18 protein-coding genes, 2 tRNA genes and 2 pseudogenes are annotated in these 25,551 nt (G+C 72.1%); 9 read left to right on the top strand and 13 right to left on the bottom strand.

Annotation, left to right across the window (positions count from 1 at the left end; all coding sequences use genetic code 11):
• Nucleotides 1-119: 119 nt before the first annotated feature.
• Together ACZ4WH_RS09455 and ACZ4WH_RS09450 are read left to right on the top strand one after the other, a co-directional pair.
• Nucleotides 120-941, top strand: coding sequence for a YceI family protein (locus ACZ4WH_RS09455; protein ID WP_468178295.1), 822 nt, complete (start codon nt 120-122; stop codon nt 939-941).
• 56 nt (nt 942-997) lie between these two features.
• Nucleotides 998-1,465, top strand: coding sequence for a PPOX class F420-dependent oxidoreductase (locus ACZ4WH_RS09450; protein ID WP_468178293.1), 468 nt, complete (start codon nt 998-1,000; stop codon nt 1,463-1,465).
• 54 nt (nt 1,466-1,519) lie between these two features.
• Here the strand turns inward: ACZ4WH_RS09450 and ACZ4WH_RS09445 are convergent, their stop codons facing one another.
• The 9 genes and pseudogenes from ACZ4WH_RS09445 to ACZ4WH_RS09405 all read right to left on the bottom strand — a co-directional run bounded on the left by ACZ4WH_RS09445 (nt 1,520) and on the right by ACZ4WH_RS09405 (nt 12,342).
• Nucleotides 1,520-2,278, bottom strand: coding sequence for a TetR/AcrR family transcriptional regulator (locus ACZ4WH_RS09445; protein WP_468178291.1), 759 nt, complete (start codon nt 2,276-2,278; stop codon nt 1,520-1,522).
• Nucleotides 2,279-2,387: 109 nt separating this feature from the next.
• Complete coding sequence (locus ACZ4WH_RS09440; protein ID WP_468178289.1) at nt 2,388-3,782, bottom strand: MFS transporter; 1,395 nt, start codon at nt 3,780-3,782, stop codon at nt 2,388-2,390.
• A gap of 40 nt (nt 3,783-3,822) precedes the next feature.
• Complete coding sequence (locus ACZ4WH_RS09435; protein ID WP_468178287.1) at nt 3,823-6,000, bottom strand: ArnT family glycosyltransferase; 2,178 nt, start codon at nt 5,998-6,000, stop codon at nt 3,823-3,825.
• Nucleotides 5,997-7,469: a bifunctional glycosyltransferase family 2/GtrA family protein gene (locus ACZ4WH_RS09430; protein WP_468178285.1), complete on the bottom strand. Its 1,473-nt coding sequence runs from the start codon at nt 7,467-7,469 to the stop codon at nt 5,997-5,999. The genes ACZ4WH_RS09435 and ACZ4WH_RS09430 overlap by 4 nt, the downstream gene beginning before the upstream one ends.
• A gap of 14 nt (nt 7,470-7,483) precedes the next feature.
• Nucleotides 7,484-9,133, bottom strand: a complete 1,650-nt coding sequence (locus ACZ4WH_RS09425) for an ATP-binding protein (protein WP_468178284.1) — start codon at nt 9,131-9,133, stop codon at nt 7,484-7,486.
• Nucleotides 9,130-9,870 (bottom strand): response regulator transcription factor, encoded by a 741-nt coding sequence (locus ACZ4WH_RS09420; protein WP_468178282.1) that lies wholly within the window; start codon nt 9,868-9,870, stop codon nt 9,130-9,132. The genes ACZ4WH_RS09425 and ACZ4WH_RS09420 overlap by 4 nt, the downstream gene beginning before the upstream one ends.
• Before the next feature lie 94 nt (nt 9,871-9,964).
• Nucleotides 9,965-10,837, bottom strand: a complete 873-nt coding sequence (locus ACZ4WH_RS09415; RefSeq protein WP_468178280.1) for a DUF2797 domain-containing protein — start codon at nt 10,835-10,837, stop codon at nt 9,965-9,967.
• Nucleotides 10,838-10,958: 121 nt separating this feature from the next.
• Nucleotides 10,959-11,892 (bottom strand): annotated as a pseudogene (locus ACZ4WH_RS09410) (BRO-N domain-containing protein).
• A gap of 66 nt (nt 11,893-11,958) precedes the next feature.
• The gene (locus tag ACZ4WH_RS09405) at nt 11,959-12,342 is read right to left on the bottom strand and encodes an HGxxPAAW family protein (protein ID WP_468178278.1); all 384 of its coding nucleotides are present in this window, start codon (nt 12,340-12,342) and stop codon (nt 11,959-11,961) included.
• 86 nt (nt 12,343-12,428) lie between these two features.
• Between ACZ4WH_RS09405 and ACZ4WH_RS09400 the strand changes: the two genes are divergently transcribed.
• The 4 genes from ACZ4WH_RS09400 to ACZ4WH_RS09385 all read left to right on the top strand — a co-directional run bounded on the left by ACZ4WH_RS09400 (nt 12,429) and on the right by ACZ4WH_RS09385 (nt 16,614).
• Nucleotides 12,429-12,920, top strand: coding sequence for a MarR family winged helix-turn-helix transcriptional regulator (locus ACZ4WH_RS09400; RefSeq protein ID WP_468178276.1), 492 nt, complete (start codon nt 12,429-12,431; stop codon nt 12,918-12,920).
• Between the two features lie 518 nt (nt 12,921-13,438).
• Nucleotides 13,439-13,966, top strand: coding sequence for a hypothetical protein (locus tag ACZ4WH_RS09395; protein ID WP_468178274.1), 528 nt, complete (start codon nt 13,439-13,441; stop codon nt 13,964-13,966).
• A gap of 113 nt (nt 13,967-14,079) precedes the next feature.
• Nucleotides 14,080-15,429, top strand: coding sequence for a Dyp-type peroxidase (locus tag ACZ4WH_RS09390; protein WP_468178272.1), 1,350 nt, complete (start codon nt 14,080-14,082; stop codon nt 15,427-15,429).
• Between the two features lie 54 nt (nt 15,430-15,483).
• On the top strand, nt 15,484-16,614 hold the full coding sequence (locus ACZ4WH_RS09385) for a catalase family protein (protein ID WP_468178270.1): 1,131 nt from the start codon (nt 15,484-15,486) through the stop codon (nt 16,612-16,614).
• A gap of 56 nt (nt 16,615-16,670) precedes the next feature.
• Here the strand turns inward: ACZ4WH_RS09385 and ACZ4WH_RS09380 are convergent.
• The 3 genes and pseudogenes from ACZ4WH_RS09380 to ACZ4WH_RS09370 form a co-directional block, all read right to left on the bottom strand.
• Nucleotides 16,671-16,804: pseudogene (locus tag ACZ4WH_RS09380) on the bottom strand (DNA mismatch repair protein MutT); the annotation flags it as partial.
• Between the two features lie 214 nt (nt 16,805-17,018).
• A tRNA-Arg gene (locus ACZ4WH_RS09375) sits at nt 17,019-17,091 on the bottom strand.
• A gap of 204 nt (nt 17,092-17,295) precedes the next feature.
• Nucleotides 17,296-17,386, bottom strand: a tRNA-Ser gene (locus tag ACZ4WH_RS09370).
• A gap of 200 nt (nt 17,387-17,586) precedes the next feature.
• On the opposite strand from ACZ4WH_RS09370, the gene ACZ4WH_RS09365 reads away from it, so the two are divergent.
• Entirely contained in the window at nt 17,587-18,057 is a 471-nt protein-coding gene (locus ACZ4WH_RS09365) for an SSI family serine proteinase inhibitor (RefSeq protein ID WP_468178268.1), read from the top strand.
• Between the two features lie 226 nt (nt 18,058-18,283).
• The gene (locus ACZ4WH_RS09360; protein WP_468178266.1) at nt 18,284-23,572 is read left to right on the top strand and encodes a hybrid sensor histidine kinase/response regulator; all 5,289 of its coding nucleotides are present in this window, start codon (nt 18,284-18,286) and stop codon (nt 23,570-23,572) included.
• Between the two features lie 37 nt (nt 23,573-23,609).
• Here ACZ4WH_RS09360 and ACZ4WH_RS09355 read toward each other — a convergent pair whose 3' ends face one another.
• Nucleotides 23,610-24,191, bottom strand: coding sequence for a TetR/AcrR family transcriptional regulator (locus ACZ4WH_RS09355; protein WP_468178264.1), 582 nt, complete (start codon nt 24,189-24,191; stop codon nt 23,610-23,612).
• Nucleotides 24,192-24,318: 127 nt separating this feature from the next.
• Between ACZ4WH_RS09355 and ACZ4WH_RS09350 the strand changes: the two genes are divergently transcribed.
• On the top strand, nt 24,319-25,530 hold the full coding sequence (locus tag ACZ4WH_RS09350) for an MFS transporter (protein ID WP_468178262.1): 1,212 nt from the start codon (nt 24,319-24,321) through the stop codon (nt 25,528-25,530).
• Nucleotides 25,531-25,551: the final 21 nt, after the last annotated feature.

Genomic DNA, 25,551 nt, shown 5'->3' with positions numbered 1-25,551 from the left:
TCCCCTCCCCCCCCCCCCCCCCCCCCCCCCCCCCCACCCCCCCCCCCCCCCCCCCCCCCCCCCCCCCCCGGGCCGGTCTCATACGACCATTTTTTGAGCTTTTTTCAGGGAGAAACGGGATGGGACTGACCGCGAAGATCCGTACGCGGGACGGGTGGGCCGTGTCGCACGCGGTCGTCACGGTGACCGACATGACCGGTACGCAGGTGCTGCGGGCCGAGGCGGACGCCGAGGGGGCCGTACGGGACACCACCGAGCTGGCGCCGGGGGCGTACACCGTGATCGTGACCGCCGTCGGCTACGCGCCCGCCGCGTCCAGCGCGATCGTCACCGCGAGCGGCCGGGCCGAGGTCGGCACGGTCACGCTGGCCCGGCAGGGCGGCACGGAACTGCCGCCGCCCGGCCCCTGGACCATCGACCCGGCGCACTCCTCCGTCGCCGCGGTCGCCCAGCACCTGGGCATCTCCAGCGTGCACGGCCGGTTCACGGAGTTCGGCGGCACGATCGAGATCGCGCCCGACGACGTCGCCAAGTCCCGGGTGGAGGCGGTGATCAAGGCCGCGTCCATCGACACGGGCAACGGCATGCGCGACACGCACCTGCGCTCCGCCGACTTCCTCGACGTCGACAGCCACCCCGAGATCGTCTACCGCTCCACGGGCCTGACGCAGGCCGGCTCCGACCGCTGGACCGTGCACGGCGAGCTGTCCCTGCACGGGGTCGTGCGACCCGTCGACCTGGACCTGGCCTACCTGGGCACCGGCGCCGACCCGTGGGGCGGCACCCGGGCCGCGTTCCGGGCCACCGCCGAACTGCACCGCGAGGACTTCGCGATGAACTACAACCAGGTCCTCCAGGCCGGGATCGCGGCGATCGGCACCACGCTGAAGGTGGAGCTGGACATCCAGGCGGTCCAGGGCGACTCGCTGCCCCAGGCCTAGACATAGGCACAGCAGGGTCAGCCACAGGGGCACCCGCTGCCCCTAGGCTGCCCTCCATGGCACCGAACATCGCTACCAACACCCGCGTATCGCCGGCCGAGCTGCTCGACTTCGTACGGCCCCGGCACCGCGCCCTGCTGATCACGCGCCGGGCCGACGGCTCCCCGCAGGCGTCCCCGCTGACCTGCGGCGTGGACGACTCCGGCCGGATCGTCGTCTCGACCTACCCCGAGCGGGCCAAGACCCGCAACGCCAAGCGGGACTCCCGGGTCGCCCTGGTCGTCCTCAGCGACGACTGGGACGGCCCCTGGGTCCAGATCGACGGCACCGCCGAGGTCATCGACGCCCCCGACTCGGTGGAACCGCTGGTCGAGTACTACCGCAACATCGCCGGCGAACACCCCGACTGGGACGAGTACCGGAAGGCGATGCTCAAGCAGGGCAAGTCCATCATCCGGGTGACACCGGAGCGATGGGGTCCGGTGGCGACCGGGGGCTTCCCGGCACGGCTCGTGTCCGAATAGTCGCCACCCCGGCCGGGCCCCGGAACAGTGGCGCGCGGCTGGTGGTGGAGGGGGTCAGCCGCGGGCGACCATCGCCTCGATGCCGGCGAGCAGCAGGTCCAGGGCGAAGGTGAAGTCGCGGTCCAGCATCTCGGCCACCGTGTCGCCGCCGCGCGCCGCCATGAGGTCCTTGGACTCCCTCATCACGTCAGCGGTCCCGGGGACCTCGTCCACCATGGACATGGCCTGCTCGAAGTACTCGTCGGGGGTCAGCCCGGTGTCCGCGATCCGGGTGAGGAAGTGCCCCTCGATCGTGCCGAAGCCGTACACGAACTGGAAGACGGCCGAGATCGCCCCGGTCACCCCGTGCGCGGGCAGCCCGGCCCGGCCGACGACCCGTTGCACCACCCGGGAGAACGCGAGCGAGTTCGGGCCGATGTTGAGGTAACGCCCGGCCAGCGGGGACAGCCAGGGGTGGCGCACCAGCAGCGCCCGGTACGCGGTGGCCAGCGCGCGCAGCTGCTCCCGCCAGTCCTCGTCCGTGTTCTCCGGATCGGGCAGCCGCAGCTCCGCGTAGGTCGCGTCCAGGGCGAGTTCGAGCAGATCGTCCTTGGTGTCGACGTACCAGTACAGGGACATCGCGGTGACGTTCAGCTCGGCCGCCAGCCGCCGCATGGAGAACTTGGCGAGGCCCTCGGCGTCCAGCAGCCGCACGGACGCCGCGGTGATCCGCTCCCGGTCCAGCCCGGACGGCTGCCCACCGCGCCCACCGCGCCGGGCCCCGCCCTCCAGCCAGACACTGTCCCGCGCCGACCGACCTGCTGCCTTCGCCACCGGCGGCCCTTCCTCGTTTGCGCTCACTGTCCCAACCTAGGGGCGCGAGGAACTGCGCGACCAGCCACAACGCACCCACAGTCGCCCGACTACCCCATCCTCAGGGCTGCTAGGCGGACACCCGCTCCGCCCGCCGCAAAAGCCCCGCTGCCACGAACCCCCCGACCAGCACGGCAACGGCCCCCACCAACTGACCGGCCCCCAGCCCGGCGGACAAGGACTCCCCCGACGCGACCGAAGAGCTGAGCACCGCACCCAGTACGGCCACACCGAGCCCGTTGCCGAATTCCGCCAACGTCCCGTTGATCCCGGCCCCCACCCCCGCCTTCTCCGGGGGAATCGCGCTCATGATGGCGTGTGCCATCGCCGGATTCGCCACAGCGCACCCCGCACCGATCAGCAGCAGCCCGAGCAGCGTCCCCGCATAGCCCCCGGAGTCCACCTCCGCGATGGACACCAGGCCCCCGGCCATGCAGACCATCCCCAGCGCGATCGACACCGGCGTGCCCAGCCGTGCCGACCACTTCGCCGACAGCCCGCTGAAGTTGAGCGCCACCACGGTCAGTGCCAGCGGAGCGGTCCGCAGGCCGGCCTCCAGCGGCTCGTACCCGAGCACGAGCTGAAGGTGCTGCGTCAGCAGGAACAGCGCGCCGCCCATGCCGAACACGATGAGCACGGCCCCGGCGACCGCCCCGGTGAACCGCGGGTCCCGGAAGAAGTGGAGGTCGAGCATCGGCTCGTCGACCCTGCTCTCCCACCAGGCGAAGGCACTCAGCACCAGCACCGCCACGGCCGCCGTGCCGAGCACACGCGCCGACGTCCAGCCGTGCCCCGGCCCGGAGATGATCGCGTACACCAGCGAGGCCATGCCGATGGTGGACAGCACCGCGCCCAGCACGTCCGGACGGTCGCCGCGCGGGTTCTTCGACTCGGGTACGAGGGCCACCACCGCGGCCAGGCCGAGTGCCGCGACCGGGATGTTGATCAGGAAGATCGCGCCCCACCAGAAGTGGTCGAGCACGAAGCCGCCGATCAGCGGGCCACCGGCGAAGCCCAGCGCGTTGACCGCGCTCCAGATGCCGATCGCCTTCGGCTGCTCCGCGGGGGAGAAGATCTGCATGGCCACGGCCAGCGTGGTGGTCACCAGCAGCGCGCCGCCGATGCCCATCCCGGCCCGCGCGGCGATCAGCTGACCGGTGCTGCCGGCGAGCCCGGCCACGAGCGAACCGACGCCGAACAGGGCGAGCCCGGTGATCAGCATCTTCTTGCGGCCGTAGCGGTCCGCGGCGCTGCCCGCGCTCAGCAGCAGGCCGGACTGGACCAGGGAGTAGGCGTTGATCATCCACTGGATGTCGGAGGTCTCCGCGTGGAGTTCCCGGGTCAGCGAGGGGATGGCCACGTTCAGGACCGTGTTGTCGAGCAGCACGGTGAGCTGCGCGAGACAGATGACGCCGAGGATCAGCCAGCGTTGGGGGTGTCCTTGGGGGGTGGGCATGCCGTACACCGTATAGCTGTCGCTATACGGTGTACAACACGTTTCCTGGTCAGTCGCTCGCCTTCTGCGTGAGGTCGTAGAACGTCGCCGAGCCCACCGTCACCTTCTTGAAGGTGCTCTCGATCCACGAGCTGATCCGCGAGGCGGTACCGCTGTTGCCGCCACCGCCCATGCCACCGCCGGCGATGAAGTAGTGGATCTTCCCTTCCTCGACGTACTTCTTGAACTGGGCAAGCGTGGGGGACGGGTCGGTGCCGTTGAAGCCGCCGATCGCCATCACCGGGTCGCCGGTGGCGAGCTGGTAGCCGGCCGCGTTCTGGGAGCCGATCGAGGCGGCGACCCAGGTGTACTTCGCGGCGTCCTTCTCCAGCAGCTTCTTGGCCTGCGCCGACACGCTCGCGCCGTTCAGCAGGCCGCCGACCCCACCGGCACCGCCCATGCCGCCCTCGCCCGTCCGGCCGCCGCCGGGGAAGCCGAAGCCGTTGCCGTTCTGCTGCCCCTGTTGCCCTTGCCGGCCCGGCTGTGTCGGGGTGCCCCCGCCGAAGCCGCCGCCGCCCGGGAACCCATTGCCCTGCTGGTTCTGCCGCCCCTGTCCGCCGGGCATCCCGCCGCCGAAGCCGTCCCGCATGCCGTCACCGGGACCCCCGCCCCGGCCGCCCATCACGCTCGCGCCCGCCGGGCCGGCCGTGACGATGGAACCGGTGTGCCCCTCCTGGAGCGTGCTCAGCGTGTACGCCGTGGGTCCGGCCAGCGCGGCCACGAGGGCCAGCGCCGCCGCGCCGAGGGCCGGACGCCGGGAGATCCGGCCGGCGAAGACCAGGCCGAGCGCCGCGGCCAGCCCGCCGACCAGGACCAGCCACTTCAGCCAGGGCAGATAGTCGGGCGTGCGGTTGAGCAGGACGTACCCCCAGGCCGCCGCCGCGACCACGGACGCGGCGAGCGTGACCGACGCCCACAGCTCCCGCCGCCTCTCCCACAGCAGCCCGGCACCCATGCCGACAACGGCCGCGAGGTAGGGGGCCAGGGCCACGGTGTAGTACTGGTGGAAGATGCCCGCCATGTAGCTGAAGACCGCCATGGTCATCAGCAGCGAGCCGCCCCAGACCAGGAACGCGGCACGGGTGACGGACGTCCTGCGGGCCTTGCCTGTGGCCACCAGGCCGGCGACGAGCAGGATCAGCGCGGCGGGCAGCAGCCAGGAGATCTGGCCGCCGATCTCGGAGTTGAACATCCGGTCCCAGCCGGTCTCGCCCCACATGCCGGAGCCGCCCGCGCCCCCACCACCGCCGCCCACGCTGCCGGTCTCCTCGCCGTTGAGGCGGCCGAGACCGTTGTAGCCGAAGGTCAGCTCCAGGAAGCTGTTGTTCTGCGAGCCGCCGATGTACGGGCGGGAGGACGCCGGCCACAGCTCGACGATCGCGACCCACCAGCCGCCCGAGACGACCAGCGCGAGCGTCGCCGCGGCCAGCTGCCCGAACCGCTTCCCGGTCGACACCGGCGCGCACACCGCGTACACGATCGCCAGAGGCGGCAGGATCAGGAACGCCTGGAGGGTCTTGGCGAGGAACGCGAAGCCGATCGCGACCCCGGCCCACACCAGCCACTTGGTACGGCCGTCCTCCAGACCCCGGACGACGAGGTAGCAGGCCACCGACATCAGCAGGGCCAGCATCGCGTCCGGGTTGTCGAACCGGAACATCAGCGCCGCGACCGGCGTGAGCGCCAGCACCGCACCCGCGATCAGACCGGCCACCGGGCTGAACCGGCGGCGCACGGCCGCGTACACGACGGCCACGGTCGCCACGCCCATCAGCACCTGGGGGGCCAGGATCGCCCACGAGTTCAGGCCGAAGACCCTGACCGACAGCTCCATCGGCCACAGCGAGGCCGGCGGCTTGTCCACGGTGATCGCGTTGCCGGCGTCCAGCGAGCCGAAGAAGAACGCCTTCCAGGACCTGCTGCCCGCCTGGACGGCCGCCGAGTAGAAGGAGTTGGCGTAGCCGGAGGCGCTGAGGTTGTAGAGGTAGAGCAGGAGGGTTGCGGCCAGCAGGCCGAGGAGGGCCGGGCGGACCCAGCGGGGGTCCTCGGGCCGGCCGCGCCACAGTCTCCGTACGAACGGCTGCCGCGGCTCACCGGCCTCGGGGCCCTGCGGAGGCGCGGCCGGTGGCGGCCCCCAGACGGTCGGAGCGCCGCTCTCTGTCGTCGGCGGGTCGTAGTGCGTGGTCATCGGGCATCCCCCGGGTCGGTGTCATGAGGGCGCACCGGCTGCAACCGCATGGTCGCGTCGGTGACGCCGGTCCAGCTGCCGTCCGCGGCTTCACCGGCGCGGACGTGCGTGGTCCGGTACGGCCGCGGCGGCGCGACCGGTCGCTGCGGGAGCGGTGCGTACGGAGCCGTCGTGCGGTAGGCCGGGGCGGCCGGGGCGTGCGCGGCGACCACCGGGGACGGGGTGGACTGCCTGCGCTCCGGGAAGACCCAGGCGCGGAAGAGCAGGAACCGCAGCACGGTCGCCGCCAGGTTGGCCGCGATGAGCACCGCCAGCTCGGTGGAGTGCGCCGGGCTGTCCGTGGCCGCGTTCAGGGCGGCGAGCGAACCGCTGGTCAGCGCCAGACCGATGCCGAACACGACCAGGCCCTGCGCCTGGTGCCGTACCGCGCCGCCCCGGCCGCGCACCCCGAAGGTGAGCCGGCGGTTGGCGGCCGTGTTGGCCACGGCCGAGACCAGCAGCGCGAGCGCGTTGGCGAGCTGGGAGCCGCAGAACTGCCGGAAGACGCTGTACAGCAGCAGATAGAAGAGCGTCGACAGGACACCGACCACGCAGAAGCCGACCAGCTGGCGGGCGAGTCCCCTGGGCACGTCGGTCAGTTCCCGGTCGCGCGGGTCGTCACCGAAGGGCCGGGTCAGCCGGTCCAGCGGCAGCGAACCGGTGGTCAGGGCCTTGCCGACCCGCCACACGCCCTTCAGGTCGTCGGTCGCGGTCCGCACGATGCGCACGGTGGAGTGGGGGTCGTCCACCCAGTCGACCGGAACCTCGTGGATTCTGAGCCCGGCCCGCTCGGCGAGGACCAGCATCTCCGTGTCGAAGAACCACCCGGTGTCCTCCACCAGCGGCAGCAGCACCTCCGCCACATCGCGCCGGATCGCCTTGAACCCGCACTGCGCGTCCGAGAAGCGGGCCTGGAGCGAACCCCGCAGGATCAGGTTGTAGGCCCGGCTGATGAACTCCCGCTTGGGGCCGCGCACGACCCGGGAGGTGCGGGCGAGCCGGGAGCCGATCGCCAGGTCGGAGTGGCCGGAGATCAGCGGCGCCACCAACGGCAGCAGGGCGTTGAGGTCGGTGGACAGGTCGACGTCCATGTAGGCGAGGACCGGGGCGTCCGACGCCGACCACACGGTCCGCAGCGCCCGCCCCCGCCCCTTCTGTTCCAGGCGGACGTTGGTGACCTCCGGGATCTCCGCCTCCAGCCGCGCCGCCACCAGCGGGGTGGTGTCCGTGGACGCGTTGTCCGCGACCGTGATGCGGAACGCGTACGGGAACGTGCGCGTGAGGTGCTCGTGCAGTCTGCGGACGCACGGCTGGAGGTCCTTCTCCTCGTTGTGGACCGGAATCACGACGTCCAGGACAGGCGTACCGGCGTCTCCGGCCGGGAGGTGCTCCCGCGCCGGCAGAGTGCCGGGAGAAGAGTCGGTTCGCATGGCACCGACTTTTCTCAAGCGCCCTGTTCCGCCCATGTGGTGACGCTGTGCTGTGCCTGTGAGTGCCGTTGCCGGCTCGTTTCGGGGATGGGCAGCGGGGCCGACGCGGGCAGGTGGACCGTGAAGACCGTACGCCCGGGCACGCTGTCGACGGTTACGGCACCGCCGTGCGCGGTCGCGACGGCCTGCACGATCGCGAGGCCGAGGCCCGTCGAGCCGGTGGCGCGGGAGCGTGCCGAGTCACCGCGCGCGAACCGTTCGAAGACATGCGGGAGCAGGTCGGGCGGGATGCCGGGGCCGTTGTCCTCGACGTCCACGCACAGCCAGGTGCCGCGCCGCCGCACGCGTGCGGTGACCGTCGTACCGGGCGGTGTGTGATGACGGGCGTTGCCCAGCAGGTTGACCAGCACCTGCTGCAACCGGGCCGCGTCCGCCGACACCAGCGCCGGCTCGTCGGGCAGTTCGAGCCGCCAGACGTGGTCCATGCCGGCCGCGCGGGCGTCGCTGACGGTGTCCACGACGAGCGGGACGAGATCGGTCTGCTGGAACTGCAACGGCCGCCCGGCATCCAGGCGGGCGAGCAGCAGCAGATCCTCCACCAGCAGGGTCATCCGCCCCGCCTCGGACTCGATCCGCCCGAGCGCGTGCCGCGTGTCGGGCCCGACCTGCTCCCGCCCGCGCCGGGTCAGCTCGGCGTACCCCCGGATGGAGGCGAGCGGCGTGCGCAGCTCATGGCTGGCGTCGGCGACGAACTGCCGTACCCGCGTCTCGCTCTGCTGCCGGGCGTGCAGGGCGCCGTGGACGTGGTTGAGCATGCGGTTGAGCGCGGCACCGACCTGCCCGACCTCGGTGTGCGGATCGCACTCCGACTCCGGCACCCGCTCGCTGAGCTTCACCTCGCCGGTGTGCAGCGTCAGTTCGGACACCCGGGTGGCGGTGGCGGCCACCTTGCGGAGGGGACGGGTGGCGACGCCGACGAGCACGTAGCCCGCGATGCCGGCGGCGGCGAGACCGGCGGCGGTGACACTGATCTCGATGAGGATCAGCGTGTTGATGGTGCCGTCGACCTCAGCGGTCGGCAGGGCGACGTAATAGGTGCCGTTGTTCCCGTCGACGTACAGCACCTGGTAGTCGCCGAGGCCGGGGATCTCCGCGCGGTGGATCTTCTTGTCCTTGGCGACGGTCCCGAGCACGCCCTTCTGGGCCGCCGTCAGCCGCTTGGCCGTCATCTGCGGGACGTTGTTCTCGTCCTTGGACTTGCGGCCCAGCACGGCGTCCGTGATGACGCCCTTCTCGACCTTCGCCGCGATGGTCCCGCTGGGCTGCGGGCCCCGCCTGACGAATTCGTCCAGCCCTACCGGCTTGAGCGCGTCCCGCTTGCCCTGCGGGCCGCCCTGCAGATCCGGCGGCGTGGCGCCGTTCTTCATCCCGCCCGGCGCCGGTGCGAACCCGCCGGCCGCGCGCGCCGAGGCCTCCCAGAGCTGCCGGTCCAGTTGCTCGTACAGATGCGAGCGCAGCGCCAACGTGGTGACCGTACCGATCACGGCACACACCACGGCGATCAGCGTCACGGACGCGACGACGAGCCGGGTCCGCAGCGTGCGCGGCTGTCCGGCTCGTCGCTTCTGCCGCCGCTGCGGACCCGGCCGTCGCCGCCCGCTCATGACGCGGCGGGCTTTATCAGATAGCCGGCCCCACGCCTGGTGTGGATCATCGGCTCCCGCCCGGCGTCGATCTTCCGCCGCAGATAGGAGATGTACAGCTCGACCACATTGGCCTGCCCGCCGAAGTCGTACGACCACACGCGGTCCAGGATCTGCGCCTTGCTCAGCACCCGCCGGGGGTTGCGCATGAGGAAGCGCAGCAGCTCGAACTCGGTGGCGGTCAGATGGATGGACTCCCCGCCCCGCGACACCTCGTGACTGTCCTCGTCCAGGGTCAGATCGCCCACGACGAGCACGGAGTCGGACCGCCGGTCGGCGGCCCCCGACCGCCGGATCAGCCCGCGCAGCCGCGCGACGACCTCTTCCAGACTGAACGGCTTGGTGACGTAGTCGTCCCCGCCGGCGGTGAGCCCGGCGATACGGTCCTCCACCGCGTCCTTGGCGGTGAGGAAGAGGACCGGCACATCGGGCAGCTCACGCCGCAGCCGGCCGAGGACGGCCAGCCCGTCCATGTCCGGCAGCATCATGTCGAGCACGACGGCGTCGGGCCGGAACTCACGGGCCGTCTGGATGGCCCCCTGCCCGTCCCCCGCACTCCTGATCTGCCAACCCTCGTAACGAAGAGCCATGCTCAGCAGTTCGGTGATCGACAACTCGTCGTCCACCACCAGCACGCGGACGGGGCTCCCGTCCGGCCTCAGCAGTTCGGTGCGCCCCTGGGGCGAGGTCGTGGTCATGCTGGACACCCTGTCGGGGCCCTCTGAGAACACGCTTTCACCCATCTGTGATTTCCCTGAGAAACACACAGGCGCCTCTCAGGGAACACCTGGGTCAGAACAGCCCGTCCTGTTCCCTCCTGAACTCCCGCACAGGGAAGGTGCATCCGGCCGCCGCCGACTCCGGCGGCACCAGTTCCCAGCCGGTCATCAGCCGCGTGTCCAGGACGACGACACAGCGACCGCCTACCGCCAGATGAAGATCGGGCCCGGCAACCGCGACCAGCTCACCGCTCACGCCCCCTCCGGGGACGAGCTCGACCACCTCCCCGAACGCCTCCGGCCCCCCACCGAGCCAGAAAGCCCTTACGTGGTCCACCACTTGGCAGGGCTCCGGCCGCAACGACTCCGGCCACCCGGCGAGCGCGACGGCCCGCGCGTGCAACTCCCGCACCTCGGCGGCACGCTCCGCCTCCGACCCCGGCAGCGCCGACCGCACCGCCCGCTTCTCGGCGTACGGAATCCGGTCCGGCACCCGCAACGCCGCCCGCAACAGCTCCTCGGTGCGCCGGGCGGCCATCAGCGGGCCGGTACCGAGCCAGCTGAAACAGACCGCGCCCTGCTCCAGCAGCCGCGCCGGTCCCCGCTCGACGGCGGTGATGCCGACCTTCACCATCCCCGGCCCGAACCACGCCAGATACACCCGGTACGGCCGTGGGTCGTCCGCGATCGTGTCGGCGGCCACGGAGTGCGCCCGGTCCAGCCGCGCGCACTCCTCGCACCGGGCGCCCGTGCTCCGCCCCGGCACGGCGGCCCGCACCGGACAGGCATGCCCCCGCGCCCCCACACACGTACGCCCTTCCCCCTCCGGCACCGCGAAGGCGACCCGCTTCCCCCGGGGCAGCGCACTGCGCCGTCCCCCGTCCCACTCCAGCACCGGGTCACCTGCCGACCACCGCAGTCCCGTGCATTTCCAGACCTGTGCCATCACTCGTGAGGGTAGAGGGCGGCTCTGACAACGGCTGTGGCCGATGAGTGGGGGGTACGGTAGGCGAAGGCCCGAAGCCGCAACCTTGTTTTGCGGCTTCGGGCCTTCTTCGCGTGCTCGGCTACGGCAGCACGTACACCGGCATCCCCCCGGCCCCCACTCCCGCCTGCCGCATGCACCCCCGCTTGATCAGCATGCGCACGCAGTCATGGACCCGGTCGAGCGTGAGCCCCGTACGGTCCGCGACCTCCTCCAGCCGGCAGTGCACCGGCCCACGCACCAGCGCCGGGGCCAGATAGGCGGCCACGGCGTGCACGTCCTCGGTCACGACGAGGTTCTTCGCCCGCCAGGCCGCGAGGAGCTGCTGCGGAGTCACCGCCGAGCGGGCGGGGCCGGGCGGCCGCATGCGGTCCGCGATGAGGTCCAGTGTGTCGGCGATCCGCCGGAGCACGTCGTGCACACCACCGACGCGGTCGGTGAGAGCACCGAGGTGGTCGTTGGCGCGGCCGAGGTGGTCATTGCCGCGGCCGAGCTGATCGTTGGTCCGGCGCATCTGCTCGATCCGCTCGATCTGCGCGACCGCCAGCTCCTCGTCCGCCCGGATGTTCCGCTCCTCCAGCCGGACGATCGCGTCGGCGACCTGCTGGGGCATGAGGTCTCGATGACCTCGCAAACCCATGCTTTGAAGGGGCCGCACTCGGGATTCGTGCAGCCGTTGACAAGCTGGATGAGCCCCCTCAGGTTCACCATCTTCATCGAGCGCTGAAGCCTGTGACCTGCAAGTTTGCGCAAGGTGTCGGCTGTACCGACGCCTTGTGCAATCTCACCCAGGCTCTTTTGCAAACTGGGGTCGACGTGCGACTTGAGAGCGTCGCGTGTGTTGGAGTAGCCCAGCCGCGCCGCCACGTCCGCCGCCGGGAACCAGTGTTCCCCCGTCGGCGTCGTAGCCTCCGCACCCGCGCCCCCGTGGCCGCGAACACGAAGTCATTGATGTCGATCGCGTCCCGCTTCGCTCCCGCCGGCTGGTCCGGCGGGGTGTCGTTCTGCTCGTTCATCGAGCATCACCTCCACCCCGGAAGCTAGGGTCGGCGATCGGCAACTGTCGTTCGAAGAAAGCTCGTTCACTCGATAGGGGACAGAGGGATCGATTCGACAGGAATCGCCCCCGGCACCGAGGCCGGCTCCGCGGACGGCCGCTCGGCCGGCCGCTTCCGCCCCCGCCCCGCCAGCCGGCACCCGACGCACCCCGCGTGCCCCGCCCGCGCCTGCGTGTCCCGGGCCCGCATCCCCCACTGTCCGCGCGGCCGCACCCCGGGCGGCTTGCCCCAGCCGGACAGGTGCAGGGCCCAGGTGACCAGCACGCTCACCGCCACCACGGCCAGCCCGGCGGCGACCACGGGGAGGGAGGCCGTACAGACCCCCAGCCCCATCACGGCGCTTCCCGCGGTAGCGATGGCGAAGCCGGTCCAGCCGGCGATCGTGTGACCCTCGTCGTACAGACTCATGGAGCCGCCTCCAGGGGACGAACCAGTTCCCTCACAAGCTAAGAAATTACAACCCGAATATCTCACGAACTAAGGGATTCCGAAAGATGCACGGCACGCCGCGCCCGCCCGCCACCCCGGCCCAGGCGCTGTCGGCGATGGACCACCTCATCGCCGCCCACCTCATCGGACAGCAGGAGCTGGCCCGGCGGCTGGGACTGAACGTCACCGACCTGACCTGTTTCGGCTTCGTCCTGGAGGCCGGCGACGAACTGCTGACGGCGGGCGACCTCGCGGCCCGCGCCCACGTCACGACGGGCGCCGTGACCGGCATCCTCAACCGCCTCGAACGCGCCGGTTACGTCACCCGCCGCCCCGACCCCACGGACCGCCGCCGGGTCCGCGTGGCCGCCGTACCGGACGCCGTCACCCGCGTCGAGGCGGTGTACGCGGGCCACTACAAGCGCCTGACGGCCCTCTTCTCCGACTACTCCCCGGAGGAACTGGCGATCATCACCGACTGGTTCACCCGCGCCACGGCCCTCGCCCACGAATACCTGGAGAAGCTGAACCGGAACGACCCGGCAGAGGAGTGCTGACCCGGAACACGCCGAACGCCCCGGAGCGATCCGGAGCTTCGTTCACTGCGCACTCGGCAGGACTCGAACCTGCGACCTTCTGATCCGCAGGACCGGGCGCCGCGCCATGAGCAGTGCAAGCGCCCCTCTGCTCTGGTCGCTCAAGTTGGCGATCCTGTGCGTCTGCGTGCCGCCGTTGCTGTCAGAGGCTCCGGCCGCGAAACCCAGCACGCCACCGAGAACTGCCCCATGGTTGCCTCCAGCTGGGGTCAATGCTCAGCACGCACGGCCCAGTCCCATCTTCCTGCGCCTAAAGCTCGATCTGTCCTCAACAGCTTCGCACGCGTGTCGCGTTCCTCCGCGGCCGAGATGCGGAGCTGCACATCCGCGGTGAGGATGGAGGGGTGAGGGCGATCGCGCCCTGTGTCCGGGCGCTTGGCGCCCCTCTCACCGATTTGTGGCAGGGGAGTCTCACGATGACCGCAACGGCACGAGCATCTCAGTCGGCTCACCCCGAACGCCCGGGCAGGTCGGACGGGGTGTGCAGCGAGTTCACCGTATTCACCAAGATCAAGCCGGGTGAGGCCGATGCGTTGCGTGAGGATCTCGCCAAGCTGTCCGATGCGGCGGACAGCGAGAGAGTTCATGCGGCGCTGCGCCAGATCGGCACCCTGCATGACGCACGGCACGTCATCTTCGACAACGACACCCGGTTCATGTTCGCCAGTGTCTTCGACGGCTCCTGGGACGCGTACATCGACGACTTCGCGAAGACGGTGGTCGGGGAGCGCTTCGACAGGGTCTTCTCGCACAGCGAGGGGTTTCCCGGCATCAAAGATCCCGGGGTGAAGGACTGGTTCGTCGCCCACCAGGCGCCCGCAGGGGTCTTCGTCAGCGCATATCCCGATCTGACCGTTCAGCAGATCTACAAGGACCATCGCGTGGAGGAGGCGTTCGAGGAGGTACTGGACACCGCTGAGTTCCGGGCGGCGCTGGAGAACCCGGCCAACGCGGAGCTGGTGGCCACGCCGGCCTTCCAGAAGCTGCTGGAAGAAGCCTCGGCCTAGACCCGTGCAGAGCTGCCCTCGCAGCTCTGAGCCCGCTTCGGTGTGCGTCGGCGGGCGCGAACCCGCCCCTGCGGGGCTGCCCGGACAGCGACCGATCGGAGGCGCATACGAGCATGAGCGCGACAGACAGCGGCAGCGAGGCCAGTGTGCGCATCGAGATCGAGGACATCCAGAGCGGGGCACTGCGCCCGAGGCCCGTCCCGTACGAGGGGAAGTTCGTCTTCCTGCGCGTGGATGACCGCCATGCCGGACGTGCCCTGCTGCGGCGGCTGCTCCCGCTGACCTCGGGTGGTCTGCCGAGCGACCTGAGCCAGGATGCCTGGGTGGCTGTGGCGTTCACCTATCAGGGGCTGAGGGCCCTGGGAGTGCCTCAGGAGTCGCTGGACAGCTTTCCGCGGGCGTTTCGTGAGGGCATGGCCGCTCGGGCGGAGTTGATCGGCGATGTGGGTGAGAACGCCCCGGACCACTGGGAGACCCCGTTCGGGACGGGCGACGTTCACATCGCGTTGAGCGCCCTCGCCTCAGATCTCGAGCGACTGAACCATGAACTGGAGCAGGCCCAGGTCGCTTACCGAGAAACCCCCGGTGTCCGGGTGATGTGGGAACAAGACGTCCACCAGCTTCCGACCGGACGCACCACCTTCGGCTTCCGGGACGGCATCAGCCATCCGAACATCGAAGGTGTCGGACTGCCCGGCTCCAATCCGCAGGAACCCCCCATCAAAGCCGGCGAGTTCATTCTCGGCTATCCGGACGAAACCGGTAATCTGCCGCCCATGCCCAGCCCCGATGTGCTGGGACGCAACGGAACCTACGTGGCCGTTCGCAAGATTCACACCAACGTCGCGGCCTGGCGCCGGTACCTGCGCGCCAACAGCTCCAACGCCGAGGAGGAAGCTCTCCTGGCGGCGAAGATGGTCGGACGCTGGCCGAGTGGCGCGCCGCTGGCGCTGACGCCGGAGCACGACGACCCGGAGCTGGCGGCGGACCCGCAGCGCGTCAACAACTTCATGTACCGGGAGAACGACGATCGCGGCCTGCGATGCCCCGCCGGCGCGCACATCCGCCGGAACAACCCCCGCGATGCCACCATCGTCGGCGACGCACGGATGCACCGGATCATCCGCCGCGGCACCACCTACGGCCCGCCGCTGCCCGAGGGTGTGCTGGAGGACGACGGTGCGGACCGGGGCCTGGTGGGAGTTTTCATCGGCGCCCACCTGGAACGACAGTTCGAGTTCATCAAGTCCGAATGGGTCAACGACGGCAACTTCATCGGCTACCCCGGCGAGCAGGACCCAGTGGCCGGCCATCACGACGGAACCGGCAGCGTCACCATTCCCGACAAGCCGGTCCGGCGCCGCCTGCGGAACCTGCCCAGCTTCGTGATCACCCGCGGCGGCGAGTACTGCTTCGTGCCGGGTCTTCGTGCCCTGCGCTGGCTCGCCGAACTGGAGGGCTGAAGGGAAACCCCGCCCCTGAGGCCCGATCTCGATCTCCGAGGAGAGGCCGAAGTCATGGCAGCACAGTTCGTCCCCTACACACCTGACGTCGAGGTACAGGACCCGGACTTCGACCAGCACGTGCAGACGGTGATCGAGAAGACCGAGCGCTATATCGCCGAGTCCGTCGAGGCCGGCGGCACCGGACAGGCCCTGCGCGACGCCCACGCCAAAGGCTACGGACTGATCCGCGGGGAAGTGGAGATCCTGGACGGACTGCCCCCCGAGTACGCCCAGGGCATCTACGCGACACCAGGAACCCACGACGCGCTCATCCGCTTCTCCAACGGCTCACCGCACGCCGGAGCCGACGCGCGACTGGGCGCCGCCACCGGACTGGCGCTGAAGATGTTCGGCATCCCCGGCCCGACCCTGCTGGAAGACGAACCGGACACGGGCACCTTCGACTACGCCAACATCAACGGACCGATCTTCTTCTGCAACACGGTCGAGCACTACCTGTTCATCCAGGAACTGTTCCTGAACGCGCCGGCCTACTTCTCCCAGGGCCGACCCGGCGCGCACCGCTTCTTCACCGAGTTCGTGACCGGCAAGGGAACGCTGGCCCAGGACAACTGGGCATGGGACGAGTTCTTGGCCTTCCTCCGCCTGTCGAAGACCCCTCCGGCCAACCTGCTGCTGTCGAGCTACTGGACGATGGGCGCGGTCCGGCACGGGGACTACATCGCCAAAGTACGCATCACCCCGGACCCGGACTGTGCCGCCGCGGTGGCCCGGCGCGTCATCGACCCCGCCTCCGCAGCGGAGGTTTTCCGACCTGCCCTGCAGGCCGAGTTGCAGGAGCGGCCCTACACCTTCGACATCCAGGTACAGCTCTGCACCGACCTGCAACGCATGCCGGTGGAGGACACCACCGTGGAGTGGCCCGAGAAGCTGTCGCCGTCCGTCACCGTGGCCAAGCTGCGGCTCCCGCAGCAGGACATCTCCGGCCCGGAGAACCTGGCGAAGATGGACTCACTGTCCTTCACACCCTGGCGGGTCACCGCCGAGCACGCCCCTCTGGGCAACATCATGCGGGCCCGCAAAGAGGTCTACCGACAATCCTCCATCCAACGCCACAAGCTCAACCAGCAGCCGCGCACAGAGCCGCACAGCGCCGACGAGGTACTCGGCCCGGCTCAATGACACGATCCACCCGAACGCCGAGGCCGACGTCAGCGTGACGAGGGCGTACAGCATCAGCCGCCGACCACTCGTGCGGTGAAACAGACATTGAACTGTCGAGCTCGGTGATCTCCACGTCCAGGCCCGTTTCCTCCTTCACTTCGCGGACGGCGGTTCCCGGCAGCTGAAGGAGAATGCGTCCTTCCTCGTCACGGTCCGCTTCCATGATCTCGGCCACTCTGCGCGTCCCTGCTCCACGAACAGGGCACCGACGCCCGAATGATCACTGAAATCGGCGCGACCGGTGCCCTCGTAGCCGTCTGATCGGCCCGCTCTCGCCCTCTGAGGCGGTTGCCGTCAAACACTGCCGTCAAGGCAAAAGCCAGAGGCCCTGTGGATCACTCCACAGGGCCTCTGGTCTGCTGCGCACTCGGCAGGATTCGAACCTGCAACCTTCTGATCCGTAGTCAGATGCTCTATCCGTTAAGCTACGAGTGCTTGTTCTTTTGTTTCGCCCCCGCTCCCGGTCCTTTCGGCCCGCTCGCGGCGACAGGAAGAACATTACATGACTGCCGCCGTCATGTGAAATCCGATCCGCATACCCCTTGTGACCTGCGGAAACGTCCAGGGACGGCCGGAAGCCGGCGGGTGCCGGGGAACGCCGAAGCCCCGGCCTTGGGGGCCGGGGCTTCGGGATCGGGGCGGAGGCGGAGGGATTTGAACCCTCGATGGGCTTTAAGGCCCAAACCGCATTAGCAGTGCGGCGCCATAGACCGGACTAGGCGACGCCTCCAGCACAACCGCTCACGCGAGCGCGCGAGTGGTGCGTGCAGATGATGACACAGTCGAGCGCCGTGTCACCAATCGCCTCCCACGGTACTAGGCACCCGGGTCGCAGGGCAAAGGGCTTTCCCCCGGCGGGGCGGGAGGGGGGAGAGAGGGAGGAGAGGAGGCCGGGCGCAACGTCTTGGGCGGGGGCGCGTTGGAAGGGGCATGGAATCTGTGCTTCCGGGCGCCGGGCGGCGCCTTCTGCTCGCGTCCCTCTCCGCCGCCGCGTCCCTCGTCCCCCTCACCGCCGTACCCGCCGCCGCGGCCGGCGCCGTGCCGCCGCCCGTCCGGCCGGAGGACCAGGGTGATCACCTCACCGTCGTGGTCCGGCACGCCGGGGCGGGGCGGGACGGGACGTACGAGGTGTCCTGTCATCCCGGTGCCGGCCGGCATCCGGACGTCGCCGAGGCCTGCCGGGTGCTCGACGCGAACACGCGGTGGGGGCGCGATCCGTTCGCGCCGGTCGCTCCCGGCACCACCTGCACCATGCTCTATGGCGGCCCGGCCACCGCCCATGTCACCGGGACCTGGGCCGGGCGCCCGGTCGACGCCTCGTACGACCGCAGTGACGGGTGCGAGATCGGGCGGTGGGACCGCATGGTGCCCCTGCTGCCGGGCATGGGCGGGTCGGCTTAGCGGGCGGTGGGCGGACGCATTGGTTCCGTAAAGGTCCCGGGGAGGTCCCGGGGAGTCGGCGCATACGGTCACGCGTTCGCCGTCACTTCCTCGTGGGACCTCCCTCTCATCCGGCGCCGCGAGCGCAACCCGTGCCCTTAGACTCCCTCGCGTGACACGTCGCGGGCCGGTTGGCAAGATGGCCCGAGCGGTCGGCAAGGTGCGGTAACAGGGAGGAAGGCGTCTCGTGAGCAGCAGGCCATCCCGAGGCGCTGCTCGCCTCGCAGCCATACTCGACGCGCTGCCGGACGCGTTGGTCCTGGTCAACGCCAACGGAACCGTCGTCAACGCCAACACCATCGCGCTGGAGACCTTCGAGGCGCCCGGTACGGCTCTCGTGGGGCGCGGGCTGCTCGATCTGCTGCCCGAGTTCGACTCCCGGCTCATCCCCGGGTCGATGCGGCGGCCCGACCACATGGATCCGACGGGGCGGACCAAGCCCACCCGGATGGTCGCGCGGCGCACCGACGGGACCGAGTTCCCGGTCGAGGTCACCAGCGCGAATCTGGAGAACGGGCAGCAGGCGTACGACGGTTACGGCTACACCGGCGACGAGCTGTTGATGATCGTGGTCCGGGACCTGTCCGGGACCGTGGACACCGAGGCGGAGCTGGCCCGGTCACAGCGGCAGACCGAGATGATCCTGCGGGCAGCCGCGGAAGGTGTCGTGGGCACGGACACCGACGGGCGGATCGTGCTCGTCAACCCGGCCGCCGCCCAGATACTGGGATTCCGGGCCGGTGAGCTGGGCGGCAAGGAGCTGCACACGCTGGTGCTGCACTCCCGCGCCGACGGATCGCCGTTCCCGTACGAGGAGTCGCCGCTCGCCGACACCCTGCGATCCGGGCGCAAGCACCGGGTGCGCGGGCAGGTGCTGTGGTCCAAGGGCGACCAGAAGGTGCCGGTCGATCTGACCACCGCGCCGGTGCGGGACGGGGACCAGCTCGTCGGCGCCGTGATGACCTTCACCGACCGGCGGCCGTTCGACGCCTTGGTCGAGGAGAAGGCCGCGCTGGAGAAGGCGCACGCCGAGGAGCTGGAACGGCTCTCCGAGGAACACGCCTCCGACCTGACCGCGCTGCGCCAGCAGCACGTCACCGAGGTCGAGGAGCTGCGCGAGAAGCACGCGGAGGAACTGGCGGCGGGCGAGGAGCGGTACGCGGCGCTCGCAGAGCGGGAGAAGGACCGGTACGAGGCCCTCGCCGGGCGGCACGAACAGCTGCTCACGCTGCTCGGGCAGTCGCTGCGCGGGCCGCTGGACGAGCTGCGCCGCGAGCTGTCCGCGCTCGCCGCCGACGACGCCGGGCAGCTGTGGCCCGAGGCCAATCAGGTACTGCATCACCTGTCCGCCGGCTACTCGCGGATCACCACCCTGATCGACAACGTCCTCGGGTATCAGCGGCTGGACGCGGGCAGCGAGGACATCACCCGTACGAAGGTGATGCTGGACGCCGTCGTCGCCGCCGGTGTGGACGGGGCCGTCGAGCTGATCGGGCCGGGACGGGTGCAGTTCGCCGTCCACGCGCCGCCCATCGAGGCCGAGGTCGACCCGCAGCGGCTCGCCACCGCGCTCGCGCATCTGGTCGCGGATGTCGCCGGGGTCGACGCCACCGGCAACACGCCCGTCTCGGCGGGCGGTTACCTGGACAACACCGTCGTCGTGGCCGCCGCGCAGCGCGGTGAGGTCGCGCGGATCGAGGTGCGCGGGCCGTACGCCGGCGGGGACCCGGTGCACGAGCCGATCGTGCGCGGGATCGTGCGCGCCCACGGTGGTGTGCTCCAGACGCACGAGGTGCCGGGCATGAGCGGCAGCGCGTACGTCCTCGAAGTGCCGCTCGGCGGCGGGGCGGGCGCGGTCGCCGCGGGGGCTGTCTCCGCGGGGGCGGGTGCCGCTGAGGCCCCGGTCGCGTTGCCGGTTCCGGACGGCGGTGAAGGCGGCGCTGAGGACGCCGGTACGGCGGCCGGGCAGGGTGCCGGTGGCCGACGGCGGGCCCGGCGGGCCTCCACGGACGCCTTCCTGGACAGTGACATGGCCGGCGCGGGTGACGCCGGCGAGACGGGGGCGCCCGCGCCGACCGGACGGCGTCGGCGGCGTGCCGCCGCGCCCGCCGAGGAGGGTGCCGTGGTCCCGGCCGAGGGCGCGGAGACCGCGTCCGGCGGGACCGGACGCCGCCGTGGGCGGCCCGCCGACAACGCCGATGCCGGTGAGGGCACCAGCGAGGGCGTGTCCGAGGGGTCCGTGGTGACCTCTGCCGAGCAGGGCGCGGGGGCCGCCGCCTCGGGTACGGGTCTCGGGGGCACCGTGCCGCCGCAGGGCGTGCCCGCGCCGACGGGCCGACGCGCCCGCCGCGACTCCAACGCCCCGCAGGCCGCGCTGCCTCCGGCGCTCCCGGCGGCAGGCAGCGAGTCCGCACCCGGTGCTCAGGCGGTACCGGCCGAGGGTGCCTCGGTGGTTCCGGCGCAGGGTGGCGAGGCGGTTTTGGCCGAGGGCGCGCAGCCGACGGGACGACGCCGACGGGCGCTGGCCGCGGCGGCTGAGCGGGCCGCGGCGCAGGAGGCGAGCGGCGCGCGCACGGTCTTCGCCCTGCCGCCGGCCGAGGCGGACCGGTCCCCGGACACGCCGAATCCGGCGGGTGGCGCGGCCAACGCCATGAGTGCGGGGCCGGGCTCGGGTGCGGGCTCGGGTCCAGGTACGGGCGCGGGTGCGGGTGTGCCGGTGCCGCCGGGTGGCGGCGCGCCTGTGGCTCCTGGTGCCGGGGTGCCTGTGGCTCCTGGTGCCAGTGGGCCTGCCGGGCCGAACGCCGGTGTCGCTGTGACTCCGGGAGCCGGGATTCCCGTCGCCCCGGGTGCCGGCGCGCCCACCGGCTCCGACCCCAACGCCGGTGTACCTGTCGCTCCGGGTGCCGGGGTCCCCGTGGCCCCCGGAGCCAATGCGCCTGTCGGTCCCAACTCCGGTGTACCTGCGGCTCCCGGAGCCGGGATTCCCCTCGCCCCGGGTGCCGGCGCGCCCACCGGCTCCGGCCCCGACGCCGGTGTACCTGTCGCTCCGGGTGCCACCGCGCCCACCGGCCCCGACGCCGGTGTGCCCGTGGCTCCCGGTGCCGTCGCCCCCGCCGTTCCCGGTGCGGGTGCCGCCGCCGAGGGGCGGCCGAGTGCCGGCGGTCCGGTGGCCGGTGCCGGGCCGTTGCCCGGTCAGGTGCGGGTTCCCGCCCAGATGCCGGTGTCCGTCGAGGGCGTGCCGGGTGACGACGGCCGGCACGACGGCGTACCGCTCGACCAGGCCGAGGACCACACCCCGCCGCAGCCGCATCCCACCAGCGCCCCGACCGGCCGACGCCGCCGGGCCGTGGCCCAGCCCGCCGAGGCCGCCCGGGCGGTGGGGCCCGCGACCGGGCAGACCCCGCCGCAGCCCCTGCCTGCGCAGGCGGCTCCCGGCCAGGTCCCGCAGGGTACGGCCGTACCCCCGGTCCCCGGTCAGGGGGCCCCGGCGCACGGTACGACCGGGCAGGGCATCGCCGTCCAGGCAAGTCCGGTGGCGCCGGCGGGGCAGCCGTCCGCCCAGGCTCAGGGTGCCGCGCCTGCGGGTCCCGGTGCCCAGCCGGGTACCGCCGTCCCGGGCGGACCGGCAGCGGGGGGCCGACCGGCCGTACCCGCCCCGGGCACCCCCGGTCACCCCACGCCCGCCCCCGGCACCGCGGCACAGCCCGTTCCCCCCGCCCCCGGCACCGCAGGGCACCCCGTTCCGCCCGCGCAGGCCCCGCAGCCCTCGGCCGTACCCGGTCAGGGCGCCGCCGCGCATCCCGCTTCCGCACAGCCGGGCACCCCGGCCGCCGGTACTCCGGTGGCGACCCCGGGTGCGCTGCCGTTGCCCGCCGAGGCCGGCCCTGGTCAGGCGCAGGGGGCCCAGGCCGCCCCGGTGCCGCCCGGCGGCGACCCCGCGTCCGGCGTCCCGCAGCAGTGGCCGGGCGCCGACGGCCCCTCCGGCACCGCGAACCGCACCCCGGCTCCGGGCACCCCCGCAGCCGACGTGCCGCAGCAGTGGCCCGGGTCCGGCGGCACCTCCGGCGCAGGGACCACCGCACCGGCCCCCGGCACCCCCGGAGCCGACGTCCCGCAGCAATGGCCCGGTACCGGCGACAGCTCCGGCACCGGCACCCCTGCCGCGGGGCCCAACGGAGCCGTGCCCGCCACCGGCCGGCCGCAGCGGGTCGCGATGCCTCTGCCCGCCGAGGCCGCCGGTGGCGCCTCCGCCGACCCGGACTCGACGCAGGGGCGGGCGATCAGCGTCCGTACCCTCGGGCAGGGCGTGCCGTTCGCGCGGCAGGCCGCCCAGGTGCAGCAGCCGACGGCGACTCCGCCGCCGCACGCGCCGGGCGGATCGGGCCGGCGGCGCAAGCTGGGCACTCGCCCCGACCCGGCCCCCACCGGCCAAGCCGGCCAAGAGCCGCAGCCGCACCCGGACCAGGCGGCCCGGCCGCACCCGTCCGCCGAACCGGCACCCGCGCACCCCACGCCGACCGGTCAGCCGTCGCTCGGCGGCCAGGCCTCGCTCGCCGGGCAGGCTCCCCTGTCGCACCCCTCGCCCGCCGCCCCGGCCCCCGCACGGCCGGCGCAGGGCACCGAGGGGGGCGGGCGGTCGTACGCCATAGGCGCCCCGGAGCCCAACGCCGCCGAGGGGCCCGAGCCGCTGGACGGTCCCGGTGGGGCCGTGGAGGTGGCGGACACCCCGCGCCCGCAGCCGCTGGACGACGAGCTGCCCCCGGAGCCGCTGGACAACCCGCGTCGGCTGCTGGTGTGGCCCGCGCCGGACGTGACGACCCAGCAGGCGCTCAGCGACCGGGGCTACCGGCCGGTGATCGTGCACTCGCGCGAGGAGGTCGACGCGCAGATCGCGGCCTTCCCCGCCGCGCTGTTCGTGGACCCGCTGACCGGTCCGATCACGCGGACGGCGTTGCAGTCGCTGCGTCAGGCCGCCGTGGCCGCCGAGGTCCCGGTGCTGGTCACGGCCGGGCTCGGGCAGGCGACGCGCGAGGCGGCGTACGGCGCCGACCCCGCCGTACTGCTCAAGGCGCTGGCGCCGCGCGACAGCGAGCAGCATCCGCCGCGGGTGCTGCTCATCGAGGAGCACGCGGAGATCGCGCTGGCGCTGACCTCGACGCTGGAGCGGCGCGGGATGCAGGTGGCGCGGGCCGCGAACGACAACGACGCGGTGACGCTGGCGGGGCAGTTCCGGCCGAACCTGGTGGTGATGGACCTGATGCAGGTGCACCGCCGGCGGGCCGGGATCGTGGACTGGCTGCGGTCGAACGGGCAGCTCAACCGCACCCCGCTGGTCGTCTACACCGCCGCCGTCGACCCGGCCGACCTGCCCCGGCTGGCCTCCGGTGAGACCGTGCTGTTCCTCGCCGAGCGGTCGACCAGCGGTGAGGTGCAGTCGCGGATCGTGGATCTGCTGGCCCGGATCGGCACCAACTGACTGCCGGCCCGGATCGGCACCGACCGGCGGTGCTGGTCTAGCGGGCGATCAGTCTGCGGGCCGCCTCCTTGATGGAGGCCCGCAGGCGGTCGTGGTCGGTGTCCGCCGTGCCGGCGAGGATGCGCCGCATCTGCGGGACCACGGTCATCCAGTTGGTCAGCGCGGTGAGCAGGATCAGCAGGTGGCCGGCCGGGATGGCGTCCGTGATGACGCCCCGGGCCTGGCCGTCCTGGATCGCGGCGATCTTGCGGGCGTAGTGGTCCTGGCGGGCCGTCTCGTCGGGCAGTTCGGCGCTGCCGTACTCGATGCCCTCCCAGAAGAGGAGGCGCAGCAGTTCGGGGTGGGCGGCGTGGTAGTCGAGGAGGCGGTCGACCCAGCCGTCCATGTCGTCCGGGTCGACGGGTACGGCCGCCGCCAGGTCGGTCATGCGGGTGCCGAGGACCTTGCTGAACAGCTCCGCCTTGTTGCCGAAGTAGGCGTAGATGAGCTGCTTGTTGGCCTTGGCCTCGGCGGCGATGCGGTCGATGCGGGCGCCCGCGATGCCGTGCCGGGCGAACTCGGCCGCCGCCGCCTCGAAGATCCGGGCCTTGGTGGCCTCGGGGTCCCTCACTGATGCCATGGGGACAGGGTAGGCCGTCCGAGGCGGTAACCAACGAGTTGGTTGACGGGAATGGGAGCGCCGGGCACGCTGTTGGGGGCTGGTAACCAACGAGTTGGTTAGTGAATCGAAGGAGTAGCGCCCGCTCATGCCGTCAGCCACCACCACCCGCCAGGCACCCGGTCTCCGGATCCCCGCCCGCGAGCGGTCCGCCTCCGGCTCCCTCTTCCTCCTGCTGATCGCCGTCTGCACCGCCGTCACGGCCGCCAACATCTATCTCGCGGCCCCGCTGCTCCCGCTGATCGCCCACGACTTCGGCACGATCCCCTCGGCCGTGGCCTGGATCGCCTCGGTCGCCCAGCTCGGCTACGCCGCCGGCCTGCTCTTCTTCGCCCCGCTCGGCGACCGCGTCGACCGGCGGCGGCTCGTCGCCTGGCTCTCCGTGGCCACCACGGCCGCCCTCCTCGTCGCGGCCGTGGCCCCGGGCACCGCGGCCCTCGCCGCCGCCGTGTTCGTCGCCGCCGCGGCGACCGTCGTACCGCAGCTGCTCGTCCCGCTGGTCGCCGCGCGCGCCCCGGCGGACCGGCGCGCCCGGCATGTCGCCGCCGTGATAGCCGGGCTGTTCACCGGGATCGTCGCCGCCCGTGTCGTCGGCGGTCTGGCCGGGCAGGCCTTCGGCTGGCGCTGGGTCTTCGCCGGGTCGGCCGTGCTGACGCTCGCCCTGGGACTGGCCACGGCCCTGGCCCTGCCGGCCGAGCGGCGGGTGCGTACGGGCGGACTGTTCTCCGGGATCGCGGAGCTGCCGGGGCTGCTGCGCCGCTCGCCCGACCTGTGGCGGGCGTGCCTGCGGCAGGCGGGGATGTTCGGCGCGTGGAGCGCCCTGTGGACCTCGCTCGCGCTGCTGCTGACCGGCCCCGGCTACGGCCTGTCCACCGCGACCGCCGGGCTCTTCGGACTCTTCGGCCTGACCGCCAGCGCGGTGGCGCCGCTGGCGGGCGGCCTGGTGGACCGGTTCGGGGCAGCGCGGGTCGTGGGTGCCGCGTATGCGCTGGCCGCCGTCGCCGTACCGCTGTTCTGGCTCGGCGGGCAGGTGCTGGTGGCGCTGTTCGCCGCCGCGATCGCGATTCACGCGGCCCTGGTCGCCTCCCATGTCGCCAACCAGACCCTGGCGCTGACCACGACGTCCACGCCGGCCACCGCCAACACGGCCTACGTCGTCTCCGGCTTCGCCGGCGGCGCCCTCGCCTCCGCCGCCGCGGGCCCGGCCTTCGGCCACTGGGGCTGGACCGGGGTGTGCGCGGTGGCAGGGGTGTGGCTGGTGCTGGGCTGGGGGAGCACGACGCGGACCGGGCGGCGTTGACGACGAGCGTACGGACCGGGC

The sequence above is a fragment of the Streptomyces sp. NPDC029138 genome, assembly GCF_055564375.1.
This window is presented reverse-complemented; position numbering and strand designations above follow the sequence as displayed.